This window comes from Amylolactobacillus amylophilus DSM 20533 = JCM 1125 (genome assembly GCF_001936335.1).
Classification (GTDB): Bacteria; Bacillota; Bacilli; order Lactobacillales; family Lactobacillaceae; genus Amylolactobacillus; species Amylolactobacillus amylophilus.
Genome location: NZ_CP018888.1, coordinates 1428286 through 1451509, shown reverse-complemented (window position 1 = coordinate 1451509; position 23224 = coordinate 1428286). Strand labels below are relative to the sequence as shown.

The window sequence follows — 23224 nt, the reverse complement described above, 5'->3', positions numbered from 1 at the left end:
TTAGTTGTTCTCCTTTCTTTCAAACTCGGCGATTTGTTCTTGAATATTTTGTGGTGCTACTTCAAAAGTATTGCGTAAGAAACCTGAGACCTTTTGCTTTTCAATAGCATCAGCGTCTTCGATTGCTTTCTTAATCTCCTCTTTTGCACCTTCGACTACTTCGTTTTCTACTTGCTCGTTCCACAATCCTTTTTCGCCGAGGTAGATACGCATTCTATCGAGTGGATCACGTGAGTGCCAAAGATCCTCTTCTTCTTTAGTTCTGTAACGTTTTGGATCATCACCAGAAAGTGTGTGTGGGCCATAACGGAATGTCATCGTCTCGATCAGCACTGGTCCATTACCAGCTGCTGCATATTCGCGCGCTTCCTTCATTACCTGATAAACTGCTAATGCATCCATCCCATCAACTTGCACACCTGGGATACCAGCGGCCACAGCCTTTTGAGCGATGGTTTCTGCCGCAGTTTGACCTTTTCTTGGTACTGAGATAGCAAAGCCGTTATTCTCAACTACGAAGATAGCAGGTGCCTTGAAGTGTCCAGCAAAGTTAATTCCTTCGTAGAAGTCACCCTGTGAAGAGCCACCCTCACCAATATATGAGAATGCCACAGTATCTTCACCGTTCTTCTTGATTCCTAATGCGACACCCGCAGCCTCGACAATTTGCGCACCGATGATAATTTGTGGTGGAATTGCTGCGAAGTCTTCGGGATAGTTATTTCCCTCTTCATGGCCACGTGACCAGAGGAATGCTTTGTGTAAAGGTAAGCCGTGATGAATTAACTCAGGTACATCACGATACCGTGGTAACAAGAAGTCCTTCTTGTCCATTGCGTAGACGCTGGCAACTTGAGAAGCTTCTTGTCCAGCTGTTGGCGCATAGAAACCAAGACGTCCCTGTCTATTCAAGGCTGTTGAACGTTCATCGAGAACACGTGTCCAAACCATCTTCTTCATCAGTTCAACTAGTTGGTCGTCAGTTAAATCAGATTTAACCGTTGGATCAACTAACTTGCCTTGTTCATTCAAAATCTGTCTCATTGGAAAATCTTGAGCTTCGTCCTTGACTAAAGCCTCGAAATCAACAAAACTAGTACTTGATTTTGCCATTTATGTAACCCCTTTTCCAGTTCACCAATCTTTTTTGATGACTTTATTTTACACTCTCAATCTATCAAACTTAGATAAGTTGTGCAAGCGTTTTCCTGATAAAAATTCGTGATATTTCGCGTTTTCATTAAGGTTTCAATCTGGTATTATAGATATGAAAATATTTTTTTAGGAGTGACAATTGTGATATTAATGAAAGATATTGTACGTGATGGAGATCCTGTTCTTCGTGCAACAGCCCAACAGCTTGATTTCCCATTAAACGACGAGACTAAACAATTAGCTCACGACATGATGGAATTCTTAGTAAATTCCCAAGATCCAAAAATTGCTGAAAAGCACCAACTACGTGCAGGCGTTGGCCTTGCAGCACCCCAAGTTGGTCAGTCCATTCAAATGGCTGCCCTTCTTGTGCCGGGAGAAGATGACGAGATTCTGTTACAAGAAGTGATTGTTAACCCGAAGATCACGAGAAGTTCTGTCCGCCAAGCAGCGCTTGCTGAAGGTGAGGGGTGCCTCAGTGTTGATCGTGACATTCCCGGATACGTTCCCCGCGCCGACAAAGTAACGGTGCGCTACCAGAATCTTGATGGGGAAGAAAAAGAATTGAAGTTGAAAGATTATCCCGCAATCGTGATTCAACATGAGATTGATCATTTAAACGGTCATCTCTTCTACGACCACATCAATCAAACAGAACCATTTTCATTGCCTAAGAACACCATCATCTTGTCATAGATAACAAAGACCAGCATGCTGGTCTTTTTTCATATTCGTGTACAATGGAGCCCAATTGTGGTAGTATTTTTTTAGCTATTGGGCCAGCCCAAAACAGACTAAATAATAGAAAAATAAAGGAGTACAAATTTTGATTTATAAAGTTTTCTACCAAAATGATAAAATTGCAAACCCCAAGCGCGAAGACACTAAGTCACTCTATATAGAAGCTGACTCTTCAGTAATCGCTCGTGGTTTGGTTGAGGAAAATACACCCTATAATATTGAACTCATCCAAGAACTAACAGGTAACTCACTTGCCTATGAGCAAGAATCACCTGATTTCAAACTAACTAAGTTTGGCACTAAATAATGAAACTTAAAGTAAAAAACAACGAGACTGCAATCTTTGCTATAGGGGGATTAGGTGAAATTGGTAAAAACATGTACGTGGTCCAATTTCAAGATGAAATAATCGTCATTGATGCAGGTATCAAATTTCCAGAAGATGATCTTCTAGGAATTGACTACGTCATTTCTGATTATTCTTACCTAGTTGAAAACAAAGATAAGATTAAAGCACTAGTCATTACGCACGGTCACGAGGACCATATTGGCGGAATCCCATACTTCCTGGCTCAAATTCCTACTGTTCCCGTATTTGCCGGACCATTAGCCCTCGCGCTAATCCGCGGTAAGTTAGAAGAACACGGCTTACTAAAGACCACTCAATTACACGAAATACACGAAGACACAGTCCTGAAGTTTCCAAAGATTACTATTGACTTCTTCAGAACCACCCACTCCATCCCAGATACCCTGGGAATCGCCGTTCATACACCACAGGGTGTAATCGTCGAAACCGGCGACTTCAAGTTTGACCTCACCCCAGTTGGTAACCAGCCAGCACCCAATTTGCAGAAGATGGCAAAGTTGGGCTCTGAGGGTGTTCTTGCCTTGATGTCTGATAGTACAAATGCTGAGATTCCAGAATTCACCAAGAGTGAACGTTTTGTCGGCAAGTCTATCCAAAAAATTGTCGAAGGAATCGAAGGAAGGATTATTTTCGCAACCTTCGCTTCAAACCTCTACCGGGTTTCCCAAGCTGTGGAAGCGGCGGTAGCCAATAATCGTAAAATTGCCGTTTTTGGACGTAGTATGGAGAACGCCGTCGTAAATGGCCAGGAACTCGGTTACCTGAACATTCCTGAAGGTACGCTGATTGATTCTCGCGATATCAACAAGATTCCGGCCAATGAGGCCATGATTATCTGTACTGGTTCTCAAGGTGAACCAATGGCGGCGCTCAGCAGAATTGCGAATGGTACGCACAGACAAATTACCATTCAACCTGGCGATACAGTAATCTTCTCAAGTAACCCGATTCCGGGTAACACGATTAGCGTTAATCACTTAATTAATCAGCTCTACGAAGCTGGCGCAGAAGTCATTCATGGTAAAGTCAATAACATTCACACATCCGGTCATGGTGGTCAAGAGGAACAAAAGTTAATGCTACGCTTGATTCAACCGAAGTACTTTATCCCCGTGCATGGTGAATATCGGATGCAGAAGATTCATACTGAACTAGCCATTCAGTGTGGCGTCGATCCCAACAACATTTTCATCATGAATAACGGTGATGTCCTCGCACTCGGTAAGGATGAGGCCCATCGTGCTGGACATGTACCTGCTGAAGATGTCTACGTCGATGGCTCTGGTATCGGTGATATCGGCAACGTCGTCATTCGCGACCGGAAGATTCTTTCAGAGGAAGGATTAGTTGTTGTGGTCGCCACGATCGATCCCGTGAAGAAGCGTGTCCTAGCCGGCCCAGATATCTTGAGCCGCGGCTTCGTCTATATGCGCGAATCTGGAGAATTAATTAACAGCGCCCAGAAGCGCATTTACCATGTTTTAAGAACACTAATGGAAAATAATGACAATCTCCAGGAAGCAGATTTACGGCAAGGAATTGTTGACAGCTTACAAGAATTTCTTTTTGATAAAACAGAACGTAGACCGATGATTCTACCAATGATAATTATGAAAAAGTAAAAACCCTAGCGGGTTTTTTATTTTTAAAGGAAAACTATGACTCAGAAAACCGTGCACATTTTACTCAACCCGACGGCGGGATCAGGCATTGCAAATAACAACTTTGAGACAATCGAGCATTACCTCACAGCAAAAAAAATCGATTTCGACGTGACCACCTCCGAGTTTGCTGGCAACATGATTAATCTCGCGCGGATTAAGGCGAACCAGGTCCAGAATAATCCACACGAATTAATTGTCGTTATCGGTGGCGACGGGACATTTAACCAAGCAGTGAACGGTATTAAACAGTCCCATTATCAGGAAACGCCCATCGCATTTCTGCCTTCAGGCACAGGAAACGATTTTGCCCGGGCTATTCCCCTTGAAGTAGACCTCGAGCGGGCACTTGACAAGATTTTGGACTCCCCCACAGTTACGAAGACCGACCTCGGCTTCTACCGTGATTTAAACCATAACGAGAGCCATTATTTCATCAATAATCTGGGTATCGGTTTCGATGCCCAAGTGGTCTCGCTTACGAATAACTCAGTCCTGCGCAAGTGGCTCAATAAGATTTACTTAGGCAAATTTTCCTACGGTATCAACGTTATCAGGACACTAATGTCCCAGAGTACGTTTGAGGTAACCGTCCGGACCGCCATACGACAGAAATCCTTCTTTAACGCCTATCTTGTTACAACAACGAACCACCCTTATTTTGGCGGCGGAATCCCCCTCTACCCGCAAGCAAACGCTTTTAACAAGCAGCTAGCGACGGTCGTGGTCGAGAAGCCTTCGCTTCCGAAATTTATCTACCTCTTCTATTTGATGATGAAAAACGGTGAACACGTCAACAGCGAGTACTTTCACGTCTTCGAGGCTGATAAGATCATCGTTAATTCAAAGTCACTGCAATTTGGCCAGATGGATGGCGAGGAACTCGGCAGCAGAGCATTCGAACTAGAATTCTCGGTCGATAGTTTCAACTTACTGCACTAACATAAATTATTAAATGACACACAAAAAGCAGAAAAATTAATTTTTTTCTGCTTTTAATTTGGTTTCAGCCATCCCAATCATTGGATCAATGGCGTTTTCGATAATTAGTTGTTTGGTTAAAAAATAGCTGGTGGTTTGTTCTTCTGCCGGTGGGTCACGCAGCTCAAGAGTGTCAGACCCTGAATTGACCGTAATATTTGAATTTTGTTGTTCGGATTTCGTCGCGGTACCTAATAAAGTACGTATTCGTTCCACGAGCGCAGTGTCACGCTCGTTACCCGGCGTTGCAATCGCCTGCTCGTAAGCCCGTTTGTCGCCCACCATCACTAGTGAATCTCTGGCCCGCGTAATCGCTGTATACAAGAGATTACGCCGTAGCATGCGGTAATTCTGCATCGTCAGGCTCAGAATCACCAAAGGAAACTCACTCCCCTGCGCCTTATGAATGGTAATCGCATACGCAAGGGTTAAATCGTTCAAATCAAGTTTACTCAGGTTAACCTCGTTCCCGTCGAAATTGACGACAACGTACTTGCTCGTATCTTGATAATTAATACTAATAATCTGCCCAATTTGCCCATTATAAATGTCCTTTTCTGGGTTATTGGCTAGTTGAAGAACACGATCGCCGATTCTAAATTCTTGGCCATCTCGTTCGATAAATTTCTGGTGTTCAGCGGTACGCGGATTAAGCTGATTTTGTAATACCCGATTAAGGTGGTCAATACCACTGTCACTCTTATACATTGAACCAAGAATCTGAATATCATCCTTATGGAAACCGCGCTTCAGTGCCAGCGCGACGATTTGAGGAATCACAGAGTCAATCTGATCTGGTCTGCTTGCAATGAACGAGGAATTGATGGTTTTGCTAAAAATATGTGTCGCTAAACCCGTATTAACCTCGTGCGCTAAGTCTATGATGCTGGAATCATCATCTTGCCGATGAACGTGGCTTAGAGCAACGGTGGGCAGAATATTCGACTTAATTAAATCGGAGAAGATGTTACCCGGACCAACCGAAGGTAACTGATCCTTATCGCCCACGAAGATGATGTGTGGCGTCTCATTGATGGCCGACAGGAGCAATTTAAACAGGTACATGTCCACCATAGACATCTCGTCAACAATCAGTACTTTACCGTTGATTTCGTTCAGGTCATCAGCCAGATATGTATTCTCGTGGCCCAGTCCCAACAAACGATGAATGGTTTTGGCCTCAATCCCCGTGGTCTCTGTCATTCTTTTGGCAGCTCGGCCCGTTGGTGCAGCTAACAAAAACGGTGTGTCCGCACTGAATAGATCCTGTTCTGGTACCTGCTCAAGAATTCTAAACGCCAACAAAATACCGGCGATAATAGTTGTCTTCCCCGTTCCCGGTCCCCCAGTAAGTAAGAAGATTGGGTTAGCTAAGGCCTGCTTAATCGCACTCTTTTGGGTCTCGTCGTAACTAATCTTCAGCTTGCGCTCTACCTGTTTAATCACATCCGCAATCTCGGTGTCAGAATAATGCTTTTCTGCTAACTCACGTTTTTGTAACATAGCAATTTGTTGAGCAATAGCCCATTCCGTCTCAAAGATTTGCTTCAAGAAGGTCTGCTCGCCTTCAATAACCACAATTTCCTGTTCTGCCAGATGATTTAGTTCGATGGCAATCTGATCATACGTTAGTAAAGTCGATTTACCTGAATTCAAGAGCTTCATCGCTGCTTCCAGAAGAAGTTTGTTCGAAACAAACGAATTACCATCCGCATTCAACGCATCCTGGAGAATCTGCAACAGTGCTCCCTGAATCCGTTCCGCCGAGTCGACACTAAAGCCGAGATTATGGCCAACATTGTCAGCAGTCTTGAAACCAAATCCCTGGAGTTTACTGATGAAGAGGTAAGGATTCTGGCGAAATTTCTGTACAGCATCCCCCTGGTATTTCTGGTAGATTTGCGTGGCCATGCGCTTTGACAAACCAATTTGGGTGAGCGATAACAGGCTGTCTGAGAATGTATCCATTGAAGTAATTTCTGTGCGCAGCGTCTCTTTTTGCCGCTTCGAAATATCTAGGCTATCTACTACAGCTGGATTGGCCTTGATCTTGTTAATGACGTCATCGCCCAGACTGGCGATAATCGTCTCGGCCGTTTTGACCCCGATACCGACAAAACTATCGCCACTTAAATATTTTACTAGTCCCGCGGTTTCGTGTGGGAGCACTTCATGATACTCGTCACATTTAAATTGCTCGCCGAACCGCTCATGCTGCACTAGTTGACCACTAAATTCATACAAGCTGTCAAGCTCAATTGCACCGAAATTTCCGGTTACCGTGATTGTTTCGGCAACCCAATCGGTAATCTTGGTCTCCAGACTGACACTCAAAATTTTGAAGAAGTTTTTACTGTTTTCAAAAATAACCGCATCAACGCGGCCTTGAAATTTAATCATCATTCTTTTCCCTAACCAAAGCGAGAACACCCTCATATTGTTTCATTGCGGTTGTAAAATACTCAGAATCGAGCTCTCTGGATTTGGCGAAGTAACCCTCGGCCGAATCCTTGGAGTTGGTCGAACTAGTCACTCCTAACATGAACCAGACCTTGGCGGATCTAGCTGCTACCGGAATCTGCATTAATGCTTCCTTAGCTTGCTTCGTAGCACCCAGTGCCAGCCAAATATCCCCCAGGAGCTCCTGACTCTCATCTGTCATCTTCTTAATTGTTAACACAAACGCCAGTGCCTTCTTAATGTTTCCTTGCTTGAAGAAAATCAAAGCCTGCTGATACAGGACCGTATCTTCTACCGGTAGTTGTGCCAGTAGATTTAGTGCCGCGTCATATTGGCCATCATAGTAATAGGCCACGGCCAAATTAAAGTCCAATAACTCCGGTTTTGCCACCAAGGCATGGGCCTTTTGTAACAATTCAATTGCTTCAGTAAAAGCTTTCTGCTCAAGTAAAAGAGCGGATAACTCAAGGTAGCTTGTGGTATCGTTTGGCTGCTGCTCGATATCCTTCACTAGCTGCCGAATTCTCTCTTGATTTTGTTCGTGCTTCGCTTGTTTATTAACCATCAAATAATGTCCGTTACTCCTAATTTCTTATGCAGAAAATCAGTCTGATTCCAGCTAATTTCTTGAAAAGTCTGCCCCTGATCCTTCGTCTCTAAAATACTCAGACTGGTATTAACTAAGCCGCCCCGACTGCGCAGGTCAGCCAAATCAGTGCCGGCTAGGCTTTGAATGATTGCAACAAGGGCCGCACCGTGACTAACTATTAATACTTTATCATCCTCCGCCTGATACCGCTTCGCAATCTCCGTCACGAGGCTTTTGCCGCGTGCGATTAAGCTGGTAAACTTCTCACCACCAAAAGCACTCGGATCATAACGGTCCGGGTGATACCTAAAGGCCTTTATTTGCACGGGAAATTTGCGTTCGGCATCGGTGAAACTCATACCCTCAAGTTTCCCAAGGTTGAACTCCTTCAACCGGTTATCCGTGATGATGGGAGCCGTCGCACCCAGAGCCTGACGTAGGCTGATGACGGTATCACTGGCCCGTTGTAAGGGACTGGTATAAAAGGCTCTAAAATGCGTGTCCGTACTCTTCAGATAAGTCGCCAGGCGAGCGATATCCTCGTAGGATTCCGGTAAGAGCGGTGAGTTACCGTTACTACCTTGATATCTCCCCTCTAAATTCCATTTGGTTTTACCGTGCCGCACAAAATACAATTGCATGAATCAAACTACCTCAAAATTACTTATTTTTTTATTACTACAGATTGAAAAAACACAGTTGCTTAATCATTCTGTCCTAACCAGGTATCGAGTACTGATCGAAATTCCTGTGGTTGATCAAGTAAAGCCAAATGCCGACTATCGGCAAAGAGGTGCCACTTTGCGTTTGGAATATGATCGTAAACGGATTTTGCAATCAGTGGTGTACACAAGTCATCGGTCCCGCTCGTCACGAGCGTTGGTACCTGAATCTTGTAGAGCTCATCCGTTAATTCAAAGTCACTAATCGTGCCGTTCTCGGTGAACTCGTTTGGCCCCTCGGCAATCAGACTGGCACGTGCACCATTCGTTGGTCTCCTCAGAGGTTCTGGGGACTGCGCGTTTGGCTGCTCCCAACAATATTTATCCATATAACGTTCATTAGCAGCGTGATACTTGTAGCCAGAGAAGTTGCCCGTTCGTTCAGCCTCAGCGATTGCTTGTTGGTCCTCATAACTCATGTAAGAAATCAGCCTATGCTGCTCTTTGGTCCACAGCTTGATTGAGGCTGGTGAACTATTAATCATCGCACTCTTAATCCCTTTTTGAGAAACGTGGGTCAGGTAATACATCAGCAGCATGCCACCCCATGATTGCCCCGCCAAGTGAACCTCATCAAGCTCGAGGTAGCTGCGAATCGCACTCAGCTCCTCAGCCCATGTCTCCTTGACGTAGACAGCAGGATCTTCTGGCAAAGAGGATTTGCCACATCCAACCTGGTCATACATAATCAATTGACGGCCCGTAGCGGCATAATCATCGAGTAATTCAAAATAATTGTGCGAGGATCCTGGTCCACCGTGTAAAAGCAGTAGTGGTGCTTTACCTGGTCTTCTTTCGCCAACTATCCTGTAATACGTCTTGAACTCCCGAAACGGCATGTAACCTTCTTTAACTTGCATTATCTAATCCCCAATCATCTACACAAAAACCGCTTTGCATTGAAAAGTTAATACTCTAATTGTACTACTGTCGCCAATATTTTTCGCATTAATCACGGATTTTCGGCAAGAAAAAAAGGATCAAATTGATCCTTAATTGGTTAGACGCCTAAACGTATTGTAACTGTTTCTGCTCCTGGTATGCAACGTCGATTGTACCACCACCGAGGCACTCCTCGCCGTCATACAATACGACCGCTTGACCTGGTGTAATTGCACGAACTGGCTCGTCGAACTCGATCCAAGCCGTGTTGTCCTCGCGGTTATAATGCACTGTAACGCCAGTATCAGCCTGCCGATACCTAAACTTGGCAGTGCAATGGAAGACATCCTCTTGTGGCGCGGTCGTCGTGAATGATAACTGCGATGCATCAAGACTTGTAGCATACAACATTGGATTCTCAAAACCCTGATCAACGTATAGTGTGTTGGTCGTTAGATCCTTGCCAACAACAAACCACGGCTCGTTACCGTTACCAGTACCGCCAATTCCAAGGCCTGACCGCTGACCAATTGTATAGTACATTAAACCAGCGTGCTCACCCATCTCAACACCAGCGGGGGTGACCATCTTGCCAGGCTGTGCGGGTAGAAACTCACTCAGGAAGTTGCGGAAGTTACGCTCGCCAATGAAGCAAATACCAGTAGAGTCCTTCTTCTTAGCAGTTGCTAGACCGGCCTTCTCGGCAATCTCACGCACCTGTGGCTTCGTTAAATCAGCAAGTGGGAACATCACCTTTTGTAACTGTTGCTGACTCAATTGGCTCAAGAAATAAGTCTGATCCTTGTTACCATCGGCAGCACGTAGCATGTGCACCATGCCATTATCATCACGCTCAACCTTGGCATAGTGCCCCATCGCAACGTAATCAGCATTCAAATCGAAGGCAAAGTCAAGGAACGCTTTAAACTTAATCTCTTTATTACACATCACATCAGGGTTAGGAGTTCTGCCATGACGGTATTCATCGAGGAAGTACTCGAAAACTCTATCCCAATATTCTTTCTCGAAGTTAATTGAGTAGTAAGGCACGCCGATTTCTTCAGCAACACGCTTTACATCCTCATAATCTTCTGTAGCAGTACAAAAACCTTGGTCGTCGGTATCGTCCCAATTTTTCATGAAGACGCCGACAACATCATAACCCTGCTGCTTGAGGAGTAGAGCGGTGACGGATGAATCAACCCCACCACTCATTCCTACAACAACACGCGTTTTACTATTATCCAACGCAAAAAACCTTTCTATACTTCTTCGATGACTTGCTTTTCCATCAAGTCGCGTAACATGTATTCTAGAAGTTCTCGTGCCGGTTTAAGGTTCTCGTTCTTGAAAATATTCACTTTCTGCAGCCCGGTCTTATCCGTAATCACCATGGTTAGATGATTCATCTCTGCATTAACGGTTACCTTAAACTTCATGGTCGCATTGTACGGCGATTCATTATAAAGCGGATGGTCATACAAAAAGTTCTTATTATTCGTTTCCTTGAACCCCAAATCAATCATCGAGTATCTCTTGATTTCGTCACTGATGGCAAACTTACGTGTGTCACCGTTGATTGAAACTGGTTTAGATTTTGTCATTTTCTACTCCCAACAAATCAACACAAACCATTGTAACATAGTTTTGTGATTTTACTTATTTTTTGTACTTATTTTTTGTTCGTAACTTTATGTTGGAGACGTACACAAAGATTAACAAGCTGCATACTCAATTCCTGTACCTCAGCCAGCGTATTCATCCGGCCGAAACTAATCCGAATCGACTCGCTCACACGGGGTGAGTCTGCGCCAAACATTGCGGTCAAAACATGCGATGGCTCAAGTGAACCGGCGGTACATGCAGAGCCACCAGAGACAGCAATTCCGGCTAAATCAAGGTTGGTCTGCAACACATAGGTTGAGACGCCCTTGATCCACAAATTCAGTACGTGGGCCGAATGCTCATCATCAACGCCACCGTTCACCGCAAAGTCAACGTCATTTTCAGTCAAATCAGCCAATATCCGATCTTGAAACGAACGATATTTTGCCTGCATCTTTCTAGGATCCTGTGCCTCAATTTCGGCAACAGCTTGGCCAAAACCGGCAATTGCTGGTACGTTCTCCGTTCCTGCTCGTTTCTTTCTCTCTTGCTCGCCGCCGAAGATCAGCTTTGGTAGCTGCACCTCCTGATTAACGTACAAGAAGCCCAGGAACTTGGGACCATTGATTTTATGGGCGCTCGTTGATAGTAAATCGATGTGTGCGTCTTTAACATCTAATTTAAGATTACCATATCCTTGGACATCATCCACGTGAAAGAGCGCAGAACTTTCCGAGACAATCTCCCCAATCTCCTTCAGGGGCATGAGCGAGCCGACCTCGTTATTAACCGCCATCACCGAGACCAAGATGGTATCTGGCCTAAGTGTCGCCCTTAACTGGTCCAGATCAATCATGCCGTGCTCATTCACGTCCAGGTACGTCACCTCGTAACCGGCCCGTTCCAATTCGTGTAAGGGATTTATGACCGATGGGTGCTCGATCGCAGTTGTGATGATGTGTTTACCCGGACTGCTCTTGGCCACGCCAAATATTGCTGCGTTGTTACTTTCAGATCCACCGCTAGTAAAAATTATTTCAGTCGGCTTAGCATTAATCGAATCACCAATAATCTGACGTGCGTGATCAACAATTTCTCTAGCTTGACGTCCAAAGTAATGCGTACTAGAGGCATTACCAAAGTCCTCGGTCATCGTCTTCGTCATTAAATCAATCACGGTCTGATCCATCGGTGTCGTCGCCGCATTATCAAAATATAGATGTTTCATTTTATCGCCCTTTTTTATAGAATATCTGTGTCTAAAAACTTGCTGATGGTCTGTGCTGCCGTCTTACCGACACGTCGCACAAATTGATCGAAGTCAAAGTCTGCATTATCATCACCATTGTCACTAATTGCTCGTAACCCAATCAACGGCACGGCAAAGTGGGAGGCAACCTGGGCCATTGCCGCGCCCTCCATCTCAACCCCTAAGGCCGTTGGAAAGTTAGCCTTAATGGCCTCTTTCAGCGCGTTAGTCGAAACAAATGTATCACCTGTGACAATCAGGCCACTTTGGAATGCAATCTGCTCATCATGAAGAAATGAAACAAATTGCTCGCGGTAGTCATTAGCCAAACTATAGATGGCCGGTTCTTGTGGGATTTGACCAATAACGTACGGTCCAGCATTCACAGCATTGACATCATGGTAAGCAAAAGCATCTGCCACAACCAAATCATTAACACGCACGTTCTCTTGTAAGCTACCGGCAGAACCAGTCAAGAATATCAAATCAATTTTTGTGGTAGCCAACAGACTGGTCAAAGCCATTGCAGCCTGTACTTTACCAATGCCACTCAGACCAAGATAAATATCGTTGCTGCCGTGAGTAAAGTGTTCAAACTCCACTGCGCCAATTCGTTCCTTCGCCTCAAGCTGAAAATGCTCCAGATAGTATTCACGTTCTTCTGCCATTGGTATAATTATTGCTATTTTCATTATTTTTTCCTTACTTAACTAAGAAGAGAATCAAAAGTACAACGACAATCAAGCTGGCCGTCACGAAGATACCAATATTGAGCCGCCGCTTGATCAATCTTATTTTCTCTTCACGATTCAGTTCTGCACTATCAGTAACTGGTTCATCACCAATTGTAATAATCGTGGGTTCGTTCTCATAATTAGCCCGCTTTTTTTTTACTTTAGAAACGGCAAAAGGACGCCAAAAATGGCGTCTTTTTTCTTTTGCCTGATATTGTGCGCGAGTAAGTTTCTCGTCACGTCTTTTAACCATTAGTTGCACTCCGTAACTGCATTGTTTCCCAATAACTTAACGCAAACAATGTCTTCAAGTCAACAATTTCGCCGTCTGCGACCATCTGTTTAGCGGTTGCCAAATCAACCCACATTTGTTCCAGAAATTCATCGTCATCGGCTGCTAATTTGGTCTTAGCCGCGGTCAACGTATCACAGTAGAAGAGTGTTAGCATTTCATCGCTAAATCCTGGCGAGGAGAAGAAGTTATTCAACTCCTCGAAATATCCCGCCTGGTAGCCAGCTTCTTCATTTAATTCACGTTTCATGGCACTGAGTGGCGATTCATCGGTGGCATCAAGTTTACCAGCAGGAATCTCAATGCTCAAGCGATTCAGCGGCGAACGCCACTGCTTAATTAACAAGCACTCATTCTGTTCGTTGATGGCTAAACAACAGACTGCGCCCGGATGCGTTACAATTTCTCGTTCTGTTTTTTGACCATTTGGTAGTTCAACTTGCGTTACATCTACACTAATAATTTTACCGACAAACTTAGTTTCGCGACTTAACTCTCGTTCTTGTAAATTCATTAGTAATCATTCCTTCTAATTTGCCACTGCTTGTGGCACCACATTAATCGCCTGGAGCCCTTTTTTACCCATGGCAAGCTGGAACAATACATCCTGTCCTTGCTTCAGGTCTCTAAAGCCACTCTCTTGGATTGCGGTGAAAAACACAAAGTAATTGGCATCATTGATTTCGTCATGAATGAAGCCAAATCCCTGTTTTTCATTAAATTCTTGTACGGTTCCTTTACGCATCTTAGCCCTCAAATCCCTTTTCTACTTCCTCAGGGAAGTTCTCGGTGACAATTCTTGCGCACCGGGCACAAAGAGTTGGTAACTGAGGATTACTGCCTACATCAGTTGTCGTCATCCGACATCTCTGACAAACCTCACCCGCTGCATGCTCAACCAGAATAGTTTCATTGGCATATTCGTGCCCACCTGCTGGTTCAGTCGATGCAATCTCAAATTGCGATACAATCAAAATCTGCTGGAAATTGGCATCTAGAGATTCAAGCAAATCGCGGACAACTGGCTTAGGGTAAACGGTCAGCTTTGCTTCAAATGATTTACCAATGATTTTCTCGTTTCTGGCAACTTCAAGTGATTTCAAGACATCATCTCTGAAGTCCATGAATGTTGCCCACTTCTCCATCAAGGGTGCTGTATCCTGCAGGTGTTCTGCAACTGGCATCTCTGCTAATTGAACCATCTTTTCCGGCTCCTTCAGGAAGCCCCAGATTTCCTCAGTTGTGTGTGGCAGGATCGGTGTTAACAGTTTGGTCAGCTTGACCAAAATATCGTACATCACGGTCTGCATTGCACGCCGCTCAAAAGAATCCTTTGCCTCAATGTACAAGACATCCTTAGCAAAGTCTAAGTAGAAGGCCGAAAGATCGTTAGTCAAGAAGTCGGTAATTTTCTTGTAGACGTCATTGAAATTATACTCTTCGTAGGACTTTAGAGCTGCCGCTACAACCTGGTTTAATTTCACCTCTGCATACTTATCAACTGAACGGAGGTTCTCAAATGAAACTTTGTTTTTTATTGGTTCAAAATCAGTGGTATTGGCCAACATGAAGCGCATTGTATTCCGGATTTTTCGATAACTTTCGGAAACTTGCCGGAGAATATCCATGGAAACCGCAACGTCTGAACTGGCATCAACAGAGGCCACCCAAAGCCGGATAATCTCGGCACCCATTTGTTTGATAACGTCATTTGGTGCAATGATATTGCCAAGTGACTTACTCATCTTGTGTCCCTGATCGTCGAGCACAAATCCTTGTGAAATCAACTGCTTGTATGGTGCAACACCGTTAACAGCCACGCTCGTGATAATACTTGAGTTGAACCAGCCACGATATTGGTCGGAACCTTCAAGATAGACATCGGCCGGGAAGCTCAGACCACGTTGTTTGAGGACAGACGTATGGGATGAACCCGAATCGAACCAGACATCCATGATGTCTTTTTCTTTTGTGAATTCACCATTTGGCGAACCAGGGTGCGTGAATCCTGCCGGTAATAATTCCTGAGCGCTATGTTTGACCCAGGCGTTTGAGCCCTCTTTTTCAAAGATATTTGCTACGTGTGCAATCGTCTCCTCGGTGATGATTGGTGTCCCATCCTCTGCGTAAAAGATTGGTAGTGGCACACCCCAAGCACGTTGTCTTGAGATTACCCAGTCACCACGGTCGCGAATCATATTGTAAAGTCTGGTCTTTCCCCAGTCTGGCAGAAACTTAACTTGGTCGATTTGATCAAGGATTTGTTGCCTAAATGGGTCGATTGAGGCAAACCATTGGGTTGTTGCGCGGAAAATTACGGGCTTTTTCGTCCGCCAATCATGTGGATAGCTGTGCGTGAAGAATGAGAGCTTAAGTAAGGCGCCAACCTCTTCAAGTCGTTTAGTGACAACTTTGTTCGCGTCGTCATAGAAGAGCCCGGTAAAGCCGGGTGCATCTTCGTTGAAATGACCAGTTTCATCAATTTCCACATCGATTGGTAAATCATACTTCTGACCAACGATAAAGTCATCGGCACCATGACCAGGCGATGTATGAACTAAGCCAGTACCGTCGTCTAAAGTAACATGGTAGCCGTTCATTACTAGTGAGGTTCTGTCGTAGAATGGGTGTTTTGCGGTCATGTATTCAAGGTCCGTTCCCTTTAACCGTTTGACGGTCTCGTAGTGCTCCCATCCAAGTGTCTCAGCCACAACGTGAAGCCTTTCAGTAGCGATAACATACTTTCTATCTTCCACCTGCACAACCGAATACTCGAAGTCAGGATTAACTGAAATTCCGCGGTTTGAGGGAATTGTCCACGGAGTAGTCGTCCAGATGACGAAGTAAGTATCGGCAGGATCTAGCAGTCCCTTGCCATCGACGACCTTGAATGCAACGTAGATTGAAGCAGATTTGACATCCTTATATTCAATCTCAGCCTCGGCAAGTGTCGATTCTGATGATGGTGACCAATAAACGGGCTTCTTACCTTTATAGATATAACCCTTCTGATACATTTCACCAAAAACACGAATTTCCTCTGCTTCATATTCGGGTTGGAGCGTGATATACGGGTGCTCCCAATCTCCACTTACGCCTAGACGCTTGAAGTCTTTTTTTTGTTTCTCGACTTCATTCATGGCGAAGTCCCGGCACATCTCACGGTATTCAGCCAATGAAATTTCCTTGCGCTTTACACCCTTTTTAGCGAGTTGTTGCTCGATTGGTAGTCCGTGCGTGTCCCAACCAGGGACATATGGTGCGTAGTAGCCAGACATCGACTTGTAACGCACAATGATATCCTTACTGATCTTGTTTAAGGCATGACCCATGTGGATATTACCATTAGCAAATGGAGGACCATCATGCAGTACAAAATGTGGTTTGCCCTCATTTAACTTCAAGCGTTCCTCATACACATGATTCTCATCCCAAGACTGCTCCCATTCAGCCTCTCTAACGGGCAAATTACCTCGCATGGGAAATTCAGTTTTACCCAAATTCAATGTCTCTTTGATTTTCATCCAAACTCTCCTTAATAAAAAACTCGCCCTAACAATAGGACGAGAGACTCGTGGTACCACCTAAATTAGATGAACAAATTTATTGCTCATCCACTCAGTTTCTACGTATCGTGTAGATAACGCTAAATTACTACAAAAAGCTGATCAGCCTATTGGCAGTCGTTAATCTCGCACCATCATTAACTCGCTTTTATTGCCAGGCTTTGACTTTAAATTTAGATATTAGTGATTCTTGTAGTCATCAGGAAAAACGATTACAGGGCCGGCGCTATTTGGCAAACCATCATCTAGCATGGTTGGATCAACTTGTACAGGATGCTCGTTCTGATTAACCACTTCGTGATTGAATTCTACGTCACTTGTGGTCGAACTGTCAAGTGGCTCAATTCGTTCAGAATCATTATTAAGCATCTGGCCAGGCTCCACAGCGTCCCCATTGTCCGCATAAAAGTCGTTAGCATCATAGTATCGATCCAACCATAATTGCCAACCTTCATCATCCAAATGGTTAGCCTCTTCTCTGAGTAGTGATTGTGTCTTAGAGCGGAATTTGCCAACTCTAGCCTTCAACCGCTCATAATATACTTGAAGTTCAGTTACACTCTTCTTCAATTCAGCTAGTTGTGCTGTATATTCGGCAAGCTCGTGCTCAGTTTTATATGTAACGTTGGCCTCGTCCAACATCTTGTCGGCCTCTGCTCGAGCATCTTCACGAATTTTGTCTGCAGCCTTTTGAGCCATAATAATTGACTCGTTAATCTTTTCCTTTAAACTATCATACTCATCTATTTGTTCCTGCATCTTTGCTTGTGTATCCTCTAGCTCCACAATTCGGTCAAGTGCGTCACTATAAGATACTATAACGTCATCCAAAAATGTATCGACATCTTTTTGATCATACCCATGCATCTTTCTCTTGAATTCTTTATCATGAATTTCTATTGGAGTTACTGTCACAAAATCACCTTTTCTTTGATAACCACTGCTCAATCAAAAAGCGCTGTTTTCCTCTTTTTGTTTCACCTAGCTTTTGCATTAATTTAAAACGGCCGTAATATCGGAGACTGACGGTATCTGACACACTAAGCATTGAACTTGGATCTGTGGCCACCAGCCAATTAATTTTGACATCACCGCATGCTATAGCTTCCTTGGCCTGGGCACGACTCAACCGCGCAACAGCTGCAATCACGCTGTCCATTCTTCTCGAACCAAATAAAATTTCACTTAACGTACCCTCATCCACGGGATTTAGTATCTGATTTGGTGAAATTTCCATCAACCGCACACTATTACGGCCAATTCGGTCCACCTGTGTTTTAACATCCAACATATTGGGCTGCTGAACAAAAAACTGCCAATTGCCTTGCTCGTCATGGATGATATCACCATAAACCGCAGGCGTTAATCCGATGTTGTTGAGTGCACCATAGATGTCGGCATGCTTCAGTGTAATAAATTTATGATTGTACTCGATTGCTAGCGGAATAATTTCAAAATCCGGCTTTGCTTCATAGTCAGAAAAATCGGCGATGAAGGCCCGCTGACGCTCGGCGCCTTCGTAGCCACCGAAGAATTCAAGTTGCAGTTGTTGTCCAACAATAGTGGCCAGAATTCTTTGCTCACGCGGATTTAAAAAATCGGTGAGAATTTTATTTTTCTTGTAGATAACTTGATTAAAAAGGCCAACGAAATAATCAATCGTTGGCCGTTCATTATCTGCGAAATGTTGGTAAAAATTACTTGCTTGTAGTTTATTCATTATCTCATACCAATAGTTGTGCGATGAACGAAAATAGGTTGTACAGCACATACCGATTGACGAGGTAAAGTACAAGAATTGCCACAACCGGACTAAAACTTATACCAGCAATCGGTGGTATATAACGATCGAAAAAATCCAAGTAAGGGTTCACAACTTTTCCCAATAACTCTCCCGCTCGCGAGTTCATTAACGCAGGTACCCAAGTAAATAAGGTATAGACGACTATTAGCATGGTATATAAGTCAATCAAATTGGTCAAAAGTGTATACAATAGCTGAAGTAAACTAACCACTAGTATTCATTATCCTTTTGGTCAACGAGTTCGGCAATTTTACCGTCCGTTTCGAATTTAGGTGGTGTTGCTAAGAATATTTTATCACCCACGCGCTGAATCTTACCATTTAAGGCATAAACAGTACCTGTAATGAAGTCCACGATTCTCTTTGCCTGCTGGTCTTCCATCCGTGCAAAGTTAATGATAATTGCCCGGTTATTCAATAGGTGTGTTGCCACATCTTTTGCATCAGCATAGACACGTGGTTCGAACAGGACAATTTTACTTGTTGGGTTATTGCCTGCCTTAATCGAAACCACATTATCACGGGTGATACCAGCCTCGTCCTCTGTGCCTGTTCCCATATCATAATCATACTCTTCAGTATTATCTTCATCTGAAATTCCGAAAAATCTACCTAATTTGTCAAAAGCCATGATAAACTCCTCCTTATTTTCGGTCTATCCATTAACTAGTTTTCATTGCGACGACGTCTGAAGAATGGTGGCAAATCATCGTCATCATTGTCATCAATGCTCGTCTCAATTTGAGAAATACTATTCTCATCAACAACAGGTGTGTTCAAATCGTCATCAGTCACGTCAGCCACAACATCGCGGCGGCCACCACCCTCTGGTTTGAAGTCCCAAACCGAGGTTGGATCAACTAAAACCTCCTTTGGTTTAGTTGTCTCGGGGGTACCTTGTTCATTTTTATCGCTTGGTGCTACCGTATTTGCTTGGTCAGTAAACGATGCTTCTGGTTTAGTAACTGGTCGAACAGATGTTACGTTAGTCGTAGTCTGTTGCCGCCGAGAACCAGGAGCTCGCATACTTGCAGCCTTCTCAGCATCATCATCAATACCTGTTGCAATAACAGTTACCACGACCTCGTCACCCAGGTTCGCGTTGATTGATGTACCAAAAATGATGTTGATATCATCGCCTGCTGCCTGACTGACAATATTTGAAGCGTCTTGTGCTTCAAAGAGAGTCAGGTCAGGGCCACCGGTGATATTTAACAGAACTTGTTTAGCTCCATCAATTGAAACCTCAAGTAGTGGCGAAGAAATAGCCTTCTTTGTTGCTTCAATTGTCCTATTCTCTCCTGTGGCATAGCCGATACCCATCAAAGCTGAACCTTGGTTCTCCATGACGGTTTTCACATCGGCAAAATCCAGGTTAACGTAGTCAGTCGAAGTGATCAAATCAGAAATTCCTTGCACACCCTGACGCAGTACGTTGTCGGCTTCCTTAAATGCCTCAAGCATCGGTGTCTTCTTATCAACAATCTCTAGCAAACGGTTATTCGCGATGATCACTAGAGTGTCAACAAACTGCTTCATATTTGAGATACCTTCAGCAGCATTTTTGCTTCTCTTAGGACCCTCAAATAGAAATGGTCTGGTCACAACGCCAACGGTCAGTGCACCAGTCTCTTTAGCAATGCGTGCCACAACCGGGGCAGCTCCAGTACCGGTTCCACCACCCATTCCAGCGGTGATAAAAATCATATCAGCGCCTTTTAGTTCATCCTCAATCGATTGAGCGCTTTCCTCAGCAGCATTTTGACCAATTTCAGGATTCGATCCAGCACCTAGACCGCGTGTGAGCTTTGGTCCAAGTTGAATTTTGGTTTCTGATTTTGAGCTTTCTAGTGCCTGGACATCGGTATTAGCGGCGATAAATTGCACTCCTTGTACACCTTCGTCAATCATTCGATTGACCGCATTACCACCGGCACCACCGACGCCGATTACTTTGATGATGGCGTTGTTCGTCTCTTGCGAATCAAAAGTAAAATCCATATGTCACTTGCCTCCATTAGTCAAAGAATTTCTTTAGAAGATCTTTAACTCGTCTTTTCTTTATCTTATTTGGTTGATTGGGTACTTTATTCTGCTTCTCGGCTGTTTCATGTACCCGAGCATTGTTCATTCTGGCTTTGTTACTATTATAATCTTCTTTAGTCTTACTTTCACTACTTGGCTGGAGTCTTTTGAAAAATTTCGAATTATCTAATTCGTTATTTATTTGACTGTTCGGTGCGACTCGTAATGTATTAGAATTAACCACGCTATTAACTAGGAAATCTATGTCGTGGAGATTATATGCATAGTTCACAATACCATAACCCGTCGCGTAGCGTGCATCACGTAACCCCATTTGATCAGGCGTGTAAACGCGAGCGTTAACTTGATAGGTGTCGGCGATTAGTTGATCAAGACCTGGTAGTGCCGATGTACCACCCGTAATTACAATACCGCCTGGTAAATCAAACGCATTATGACTGTCTAAGCCCCGACCAATACGGGAAAGAATCTGTTCGAGCCTTGCATATACTATTTCAGCTAAGTAATCCTCCGTGATTTGACTCGGACTCTCCTTACCGACAACGCTCACTGGAACTTGGTTATCGGCCTTAGCCTTAGTTGGATCAGCCACCGCAAAATCAATTTTGACTTTTTCAGCTTCTGCTAATGAAGTATTCAAAACAGTGGAAATGTCTCTAGTTAAGTCGTCCCCGGCCTCTAAATCAACTGTGGCATAGGTAATTTTACTATCACGAATGATCGTTGCCGTGGTCTGGCCACCACCGATATCTAGGAGAATAGTACCGAATTTACGTTCACCCTCGTCTAGAGCAACTTCTGCCACAGCGAGTGGTGCTGCCACGAAGAAATTATTGACGTAGCCGGCACGTTCAATCGCTTTTTTGATGTTGTGTAAGGCTGCTTTTGGTGCCGTCAGTAGGATACCCCGAACCTCTAGGCTCATACCAATCATCTTCCGTGGATCAATGATTTTATCCTCATTATCCACCCGAAACTTTAGAGGTAGAAAAGTGATGACCTCACGTCCGTCATGAGCACCGGCGCTAAGTGCATTGGCTGTGACCCGTTGCACGTCCTCATCGTTAATTTCTCGGGCAACGTCACTCACGTTGACAACACCACGGGCATTCTCAAGTTGCAGCATGCTGACGGGAATTCCCGTCACTATTCGATTAATCTTTGTATTGGTCTTCTCCTCGACATTTGCCAAAACGGTAGAGATTGCGTTTGCAGTCTGATCAATATCAACGATATTACCATGGTCCATCCCCGCTGTTGGGACGGAGGCGGAACCGATAATTCTCAGTTGGTCAGACGAAGCATCCGCCACGACTGCCTTAACATTTGTTGTGCCGATATCGAGGCCAACTATTAAACTTGAGTTATCCAATATTTGTTCCCCCAATATAGTGCGATTTATTCTTATAATGTACTTGTTTAAATTTTAACATAGATTTAAAGCATTGTAAGCCCTTAGAATCAAGAGTTGTAGGTTTTTTTGTCGTTTTCGGAAAGTGGTTTACTAAACGCACCTATTTCTAAGTCAACTAACGAGGCCGCCTTTAAACTAACTTTAATTTTGGGATAAAGTGTAATTTTATTACCCAGCGTACGCTTGTCACCAAGGATCACATTTCCATCCTTCATTACCAGAACCATTTGTGTATCTTTTGCCACCCGTTCATTAATGTATTTGATTCCATTTCTAATATCCTTTGGAATCTTTTTGAACGTCTTCAAGTCAGCAGTTAAATCATCTGCTTTATCGTATCCAATAAAAACTGGCAGTGGCTTAATCTGGGTCTCTGGTAAATTTTCTGTGGCAATCTGGCCATTTTGAAGAATTTTGCGGTATACCAGGCCTTGCTTCAAATATGCTACGGTGCGGTGCTGCACCAACCTTAGTTTCACAGTAGTTGGTAGTTCAATTTCCAGATGGACATCTTTGATCGAGGGATAGCGTTTGGTCAACCTTTGTTTAACTGAGTTCTGACTCACATACGTAAACAGAATGTGGTCCCCACTATTAATCCCTGAGGTTTGTACAACTTCAGCGTCCGTTAAATCGGATTTGTTTTGCACCTCAATTTTTTGGACCAATGAATACGGGGAAAGATAGTACGCGAGGCCCGCAACTACAAGAACGGAGATTGTCAGCAATAATCCTAGTTTCAGGAAAATATTGCGTCTTCTGGTCCGTTGTAGTTTAGTGAGGGATTTGCCCACCTTTTTAGATTGAACCTTCTTCTTCTGTGCCTTACCCTGATAATTAAGCCATGGTGTAATCTCCTTTTGCGGATCCTTCTTGGTAGTAATTTTCCCCTCAGAATCTGTCTTATTAGATTTAGTCACTAGCCTCGCCTCCTTTCTTTCACTATCTTCAGAG

24 protein-coding genes are annotated in these 23224 nt (G+C 44.0%); 4 read left to right on the top strand and 20 right to left on the bottom strand.

The window, feature by feature from the left end; genetic code table 11:
* A complete protein-coding gene (gene pdhA, locus LA20533_RS07635) occupies nucleotides 1-1113 on the bottom strand; it encodes a pyruvate dehydrogenase (acetyl-transferring) E1 component subunit alpha (RefSeq protein ID WP_054745203.1) in 1113 nt (370 codons plus the stop codon).
* Nucleotides 1114-1296: 183 nt separating this feature from the next.
* Here pdhA and def point away from each other — a divergent pair, with 183 nt between their 5' ends.
* The 4 genes from def (at nucleotide 1297) to LA20533_RS07615 (ending at nucleotide 4869) form a co-directional block, all read left to right on the top strand.
* Nucleotides 1297-1851: a peptide deformylase gene (gene def, locus LA20533_RS07630; RefSeq protein ID WP_054745205.1), complete on the top strand. Its 555-nt coding sequence runs from the start codon at nucleotides 1297-1299 to the stop codon at nucleotides 1849-1851.
* A 130-nt stretch (nucleotides 1852-1981) separates the two neighbouring features.
* Complete coding sequence (locus LA20533_RS07625; RefSeq protein ID WP_054745207.1) at nucleotides 1982-2203, top strand: DNA-directed RNA polymerase subunit epsilon; 222 nt, start codon at nucleotides 1982-1984, stop codon at nucleotides 2201-2203.
* A complete protein-coding gene (gene rnjA, locus LA20533_RS07620; RefSeq protein ID WP_056946078.1) occupies nucleotides 2203-3888 on the top strand; it encodes a ribonuclease J1 in 1686 nt (561 codons plus the stop codon). The genes LA20533_RS07625 and rnjA overlap by 1 nt, the downstream gene beginning before the upstream one ends.
* Before the next feature lie 36 nt (nucleotides 3889-3924).
* On the top strand, nucleotides 3925-4869 hold the full coding sequence (locus LA20533_RS07615) for a diacylglycerol/lipid kinase family protein (protein ID WP_056946077.1): 945 nt from the start codon (nucleotides 3925-3927) through the stop codon (nucleotides 4867-4869).
* Nucleotides 4870-4905: 36 nt separating this feature from the next.
* On the opposite strand, the gene recD2 is transcribed toward LA20533_RS07615, so the two are convergent.
* The 19 genes from recD2 to LA20533_RS07520 all read right to left on the bottom strand — a co-directional run bounded on the left by recD2 (nucleotide 4906) and on the right by LA20533_RS07520 (nucleotide 23190).
* Nucleotides 4906-7308, bottom strand: coding sequence for an SF1B family DNA helicase RecD2 (gene recD2 / locus LA20533_RS07610; protein ID WP_056946417.1), 2403 nt, complete (start codon nucleotides 7306-7308; stop codon nucleotides 4906-4908).
* A complete protein-coding gene (locus tag LA20533_RS07605; RefSeq protein ID WP_056946076.1) occupies nucleotides 7301-7933 on the bottom strand; it encodes a tetratricopeptide repeat protein in 633 nt (210 codons plus the stop codon). The genes recD2 and LA20533_RS07605 overlap by 8 nt, the downstream gene beginning before the upstream one ends.
* Nucleotides 7933-8598: a histidine phosphatase family protein gene (locus LA20533_RS07600; RefSeq protein WP_054745214.1), complete on the bottom strand. Its 666-nt coding sequence runs from the start codon at nucleotides 8596-8598 to the stop codon at nucleotides 7933-7935. The genes LA20533_RS07605 and LA20533_RS07600 overlap by 1 nt, the downstream gene beginning before the upstream one ends.
* A gap of 62 nt (nucleotides 8599-8660) precedes the next feature.
* Entirely contained in the window at nucleotides 8661-9539 is an 879-nt protein-coding gene (pepI, locus tag LA20533_RS07595) for a proline iminopeptidase (RefSeq protein WP_056946075.1), read from the bottom strand.
* A 148-nt stretch (nucleotides 9540-9687) separates the two neighbouring features.
* Nucleotides 9688-10809, bottom strand: coding sequence for a tRNA 2-thiouridine(34) synthase MnmA (mnmA, locus tag LA20533_RS07590; RefSeq protein ID WP_075362824.1), 1122 nt, complete (start codon nucleotides 10807-10809; stop codon nucleotides 9688-9690).
* Between the two features lie 14 nt (nucleotides 10810-10823).
* Nucleotides 10824-11165: a hypothetical protein gene (locus LA20533_RS07585; RefSeq protein ID WP_054745215.1), complete on the bottom strand. Its 342-nt coding sequence runs from the start codon at nucleotides 11163-11165 to the stop codon at nucleotides 10824-10826.
* A 68-nt stretch (nucleotides 11166-11233) separates the two neighbouring features.
* Nucleotides 11234-12394, bottom strand: a complete 1161-nt coding sequence (locus LA20533_RS07580; RefSeq protein WP_056946074.1) for a cysteine desulfurase family protein — start codon at nucleotides 12392-12394, stop codon at nucleotides 11234-11236.
* Nucleotides 12395-12408: 14 nt separating this feature from the next.
* On the bottom strand, nucleotides 12409-13107 hold the full coding sequence (locus LA20533_RS07575) for a 5'-methylthioadenosine/adenosylhomocysteine nucleosidase (protein WP_054745219.1): 699 nt from the start codon (nucleotides 13105-13107) through the stop codon (nucleotides 12409-12411).
* A gap of 10 nt (nucleotides 13108-13117) precedes the next feature.
* Nucleotides 13118-13402 (bottom strand): hypothetical protein, encoded by a 285-nt coding sequence (locus tag LA20533_RS07570; protein ID WP_056946073.1) that lies wholly within the window; start codon nucleotides 13400-13402, stop codon nucleotides 13118-13120.
* Nucleotides 13395-13955 carry an NUDIX hydrolase gene (locus tag LA20533_RS07565; RefSeq protein WP_056946072.1) on the bottom strand — a complete coding sequence of 187 codons (561 nt, stop codon included), beginning with the start codon at nucleotides 13953-13955 and terminating at the stop codon, nucleotides 13395-13397. Before LA20533_RS07565 ends, LA20533_RS07570 begins: the two co-directional genes overlap by 8 nt.
* A gap of 15 nt (nucleotides 13956-13970) precedes the next feature.
* Nucleotides 13971-14186: a cold-shock protein gene (locus LA20533_RS07560; RefSeq protein WP_056946071.1), complete on the bottom strand. Its 216-nt coding sequence runs from the start codon at nucleotides 14184-14186 to the stop codon at nucleotides 13971-13973.
* Between the two features lies 1 nt (nucleotide 14187).
* On the bottom strand, nucleotides 14188-16965 hold the full coding sequence (gene ileS / locus LA20533_RS07555) for an isoleucine--tRNA ligase (protein ID WP_056946070.1): 2778 nt from the start codon (nucleotides 16963-16965) through the stop codon (nucleotides 14188-14190).
* A gap of 222 nt (nucleotides 16966-17187) precedes the next feature.
* Nucleotides 17188-17922 (bottom strand): DivIVA domain-containing protein, encoded by a 735-nt coding sequence (locus LA20533_RS07550; protein WP_141322539.1) that lies wholly within the window; start codon nucleotides 17920-17922, stop codon nucleotides 17188-17190.
* A 4-nt stretch (nucleotides 17923-17926) separates the two neighbouring features.
* Nucleotides 17927-18727: a YlmH family RNA-binding protein gene (locus LA20533_RS07545; RefSeq protein WP_056946069.1), complete on the bottom strand. Its 801-nt coding sequence runs from the start codon at nucleotides 18725-18727 to the stop codon at nucleotides 17927-17929.
* A gap of 4 nt (nucleotides 18728-18731) precedes the next feature.
* Complete coding sequence (locus LA20533_RS07540; RefSeq protein ID WP_075362823.1) at nucleotides 18732-19022, bottom strand: YggT family protein; 291 nt, start codon at nucleotides 19020-19022, stop codon at nucleotides 18732-18734.
* Nucleotides 19022-19441, bottom strand: coding sequence for a cell division protein SepF (locus LA20533_RS07535; RefSeq protein WP_054745226.1), 420 nt, complete (start codon nucleotides 19439-19441; stop codon nucleotides 19022-19024). The genes LA20533_RS07540 and LA20533_RS07535 overlap by 1 nt, the downstream gene beginning before the upstream one ends.
* 35 nt (nucleotides 19442-19476) lie before the next feature.
* A complete protein-coding gene (ftsZ, locus tag LA20533_RS07530; RefSeq protein ID WP_056946068.1) occupies nucleotides 19477-20811 on the bottom strand; it encodes a cell division protein FtsZ in 1335 nt (444 codons plus the stop codon).
* A gap of 16 nt (nucleotides 20812-20827) precedes the next feature.
* Nucleotides 20828-22228: a cell division protein FtsA gene (gene ftsA / locus LA20533_RS07525; protein WP_056946067.1), complete on the bottom strand. Its 1401-nt coding sequence runs from the start codon at nucleotides 22226-22228 to the stop codon at nucleotides 20828-20830.
* Between the two features lie 89 nt (nucleotides 22229-22317).
* The gene (locus LA20533_RS07520; protein ID WP_056946066.1) at nucleotides 22318-23190 is read right to left on the bottom strand and encodes a cell division protein FtsQ/DivIB; all 873 of its coding nucleotides are present in this window, start codon (nucleotides 23188-23190) and stop codon (nucleotides 22318-22320) included.
* Nucleotides 23191-23224 lie beyond the last annotated feature (34 nt).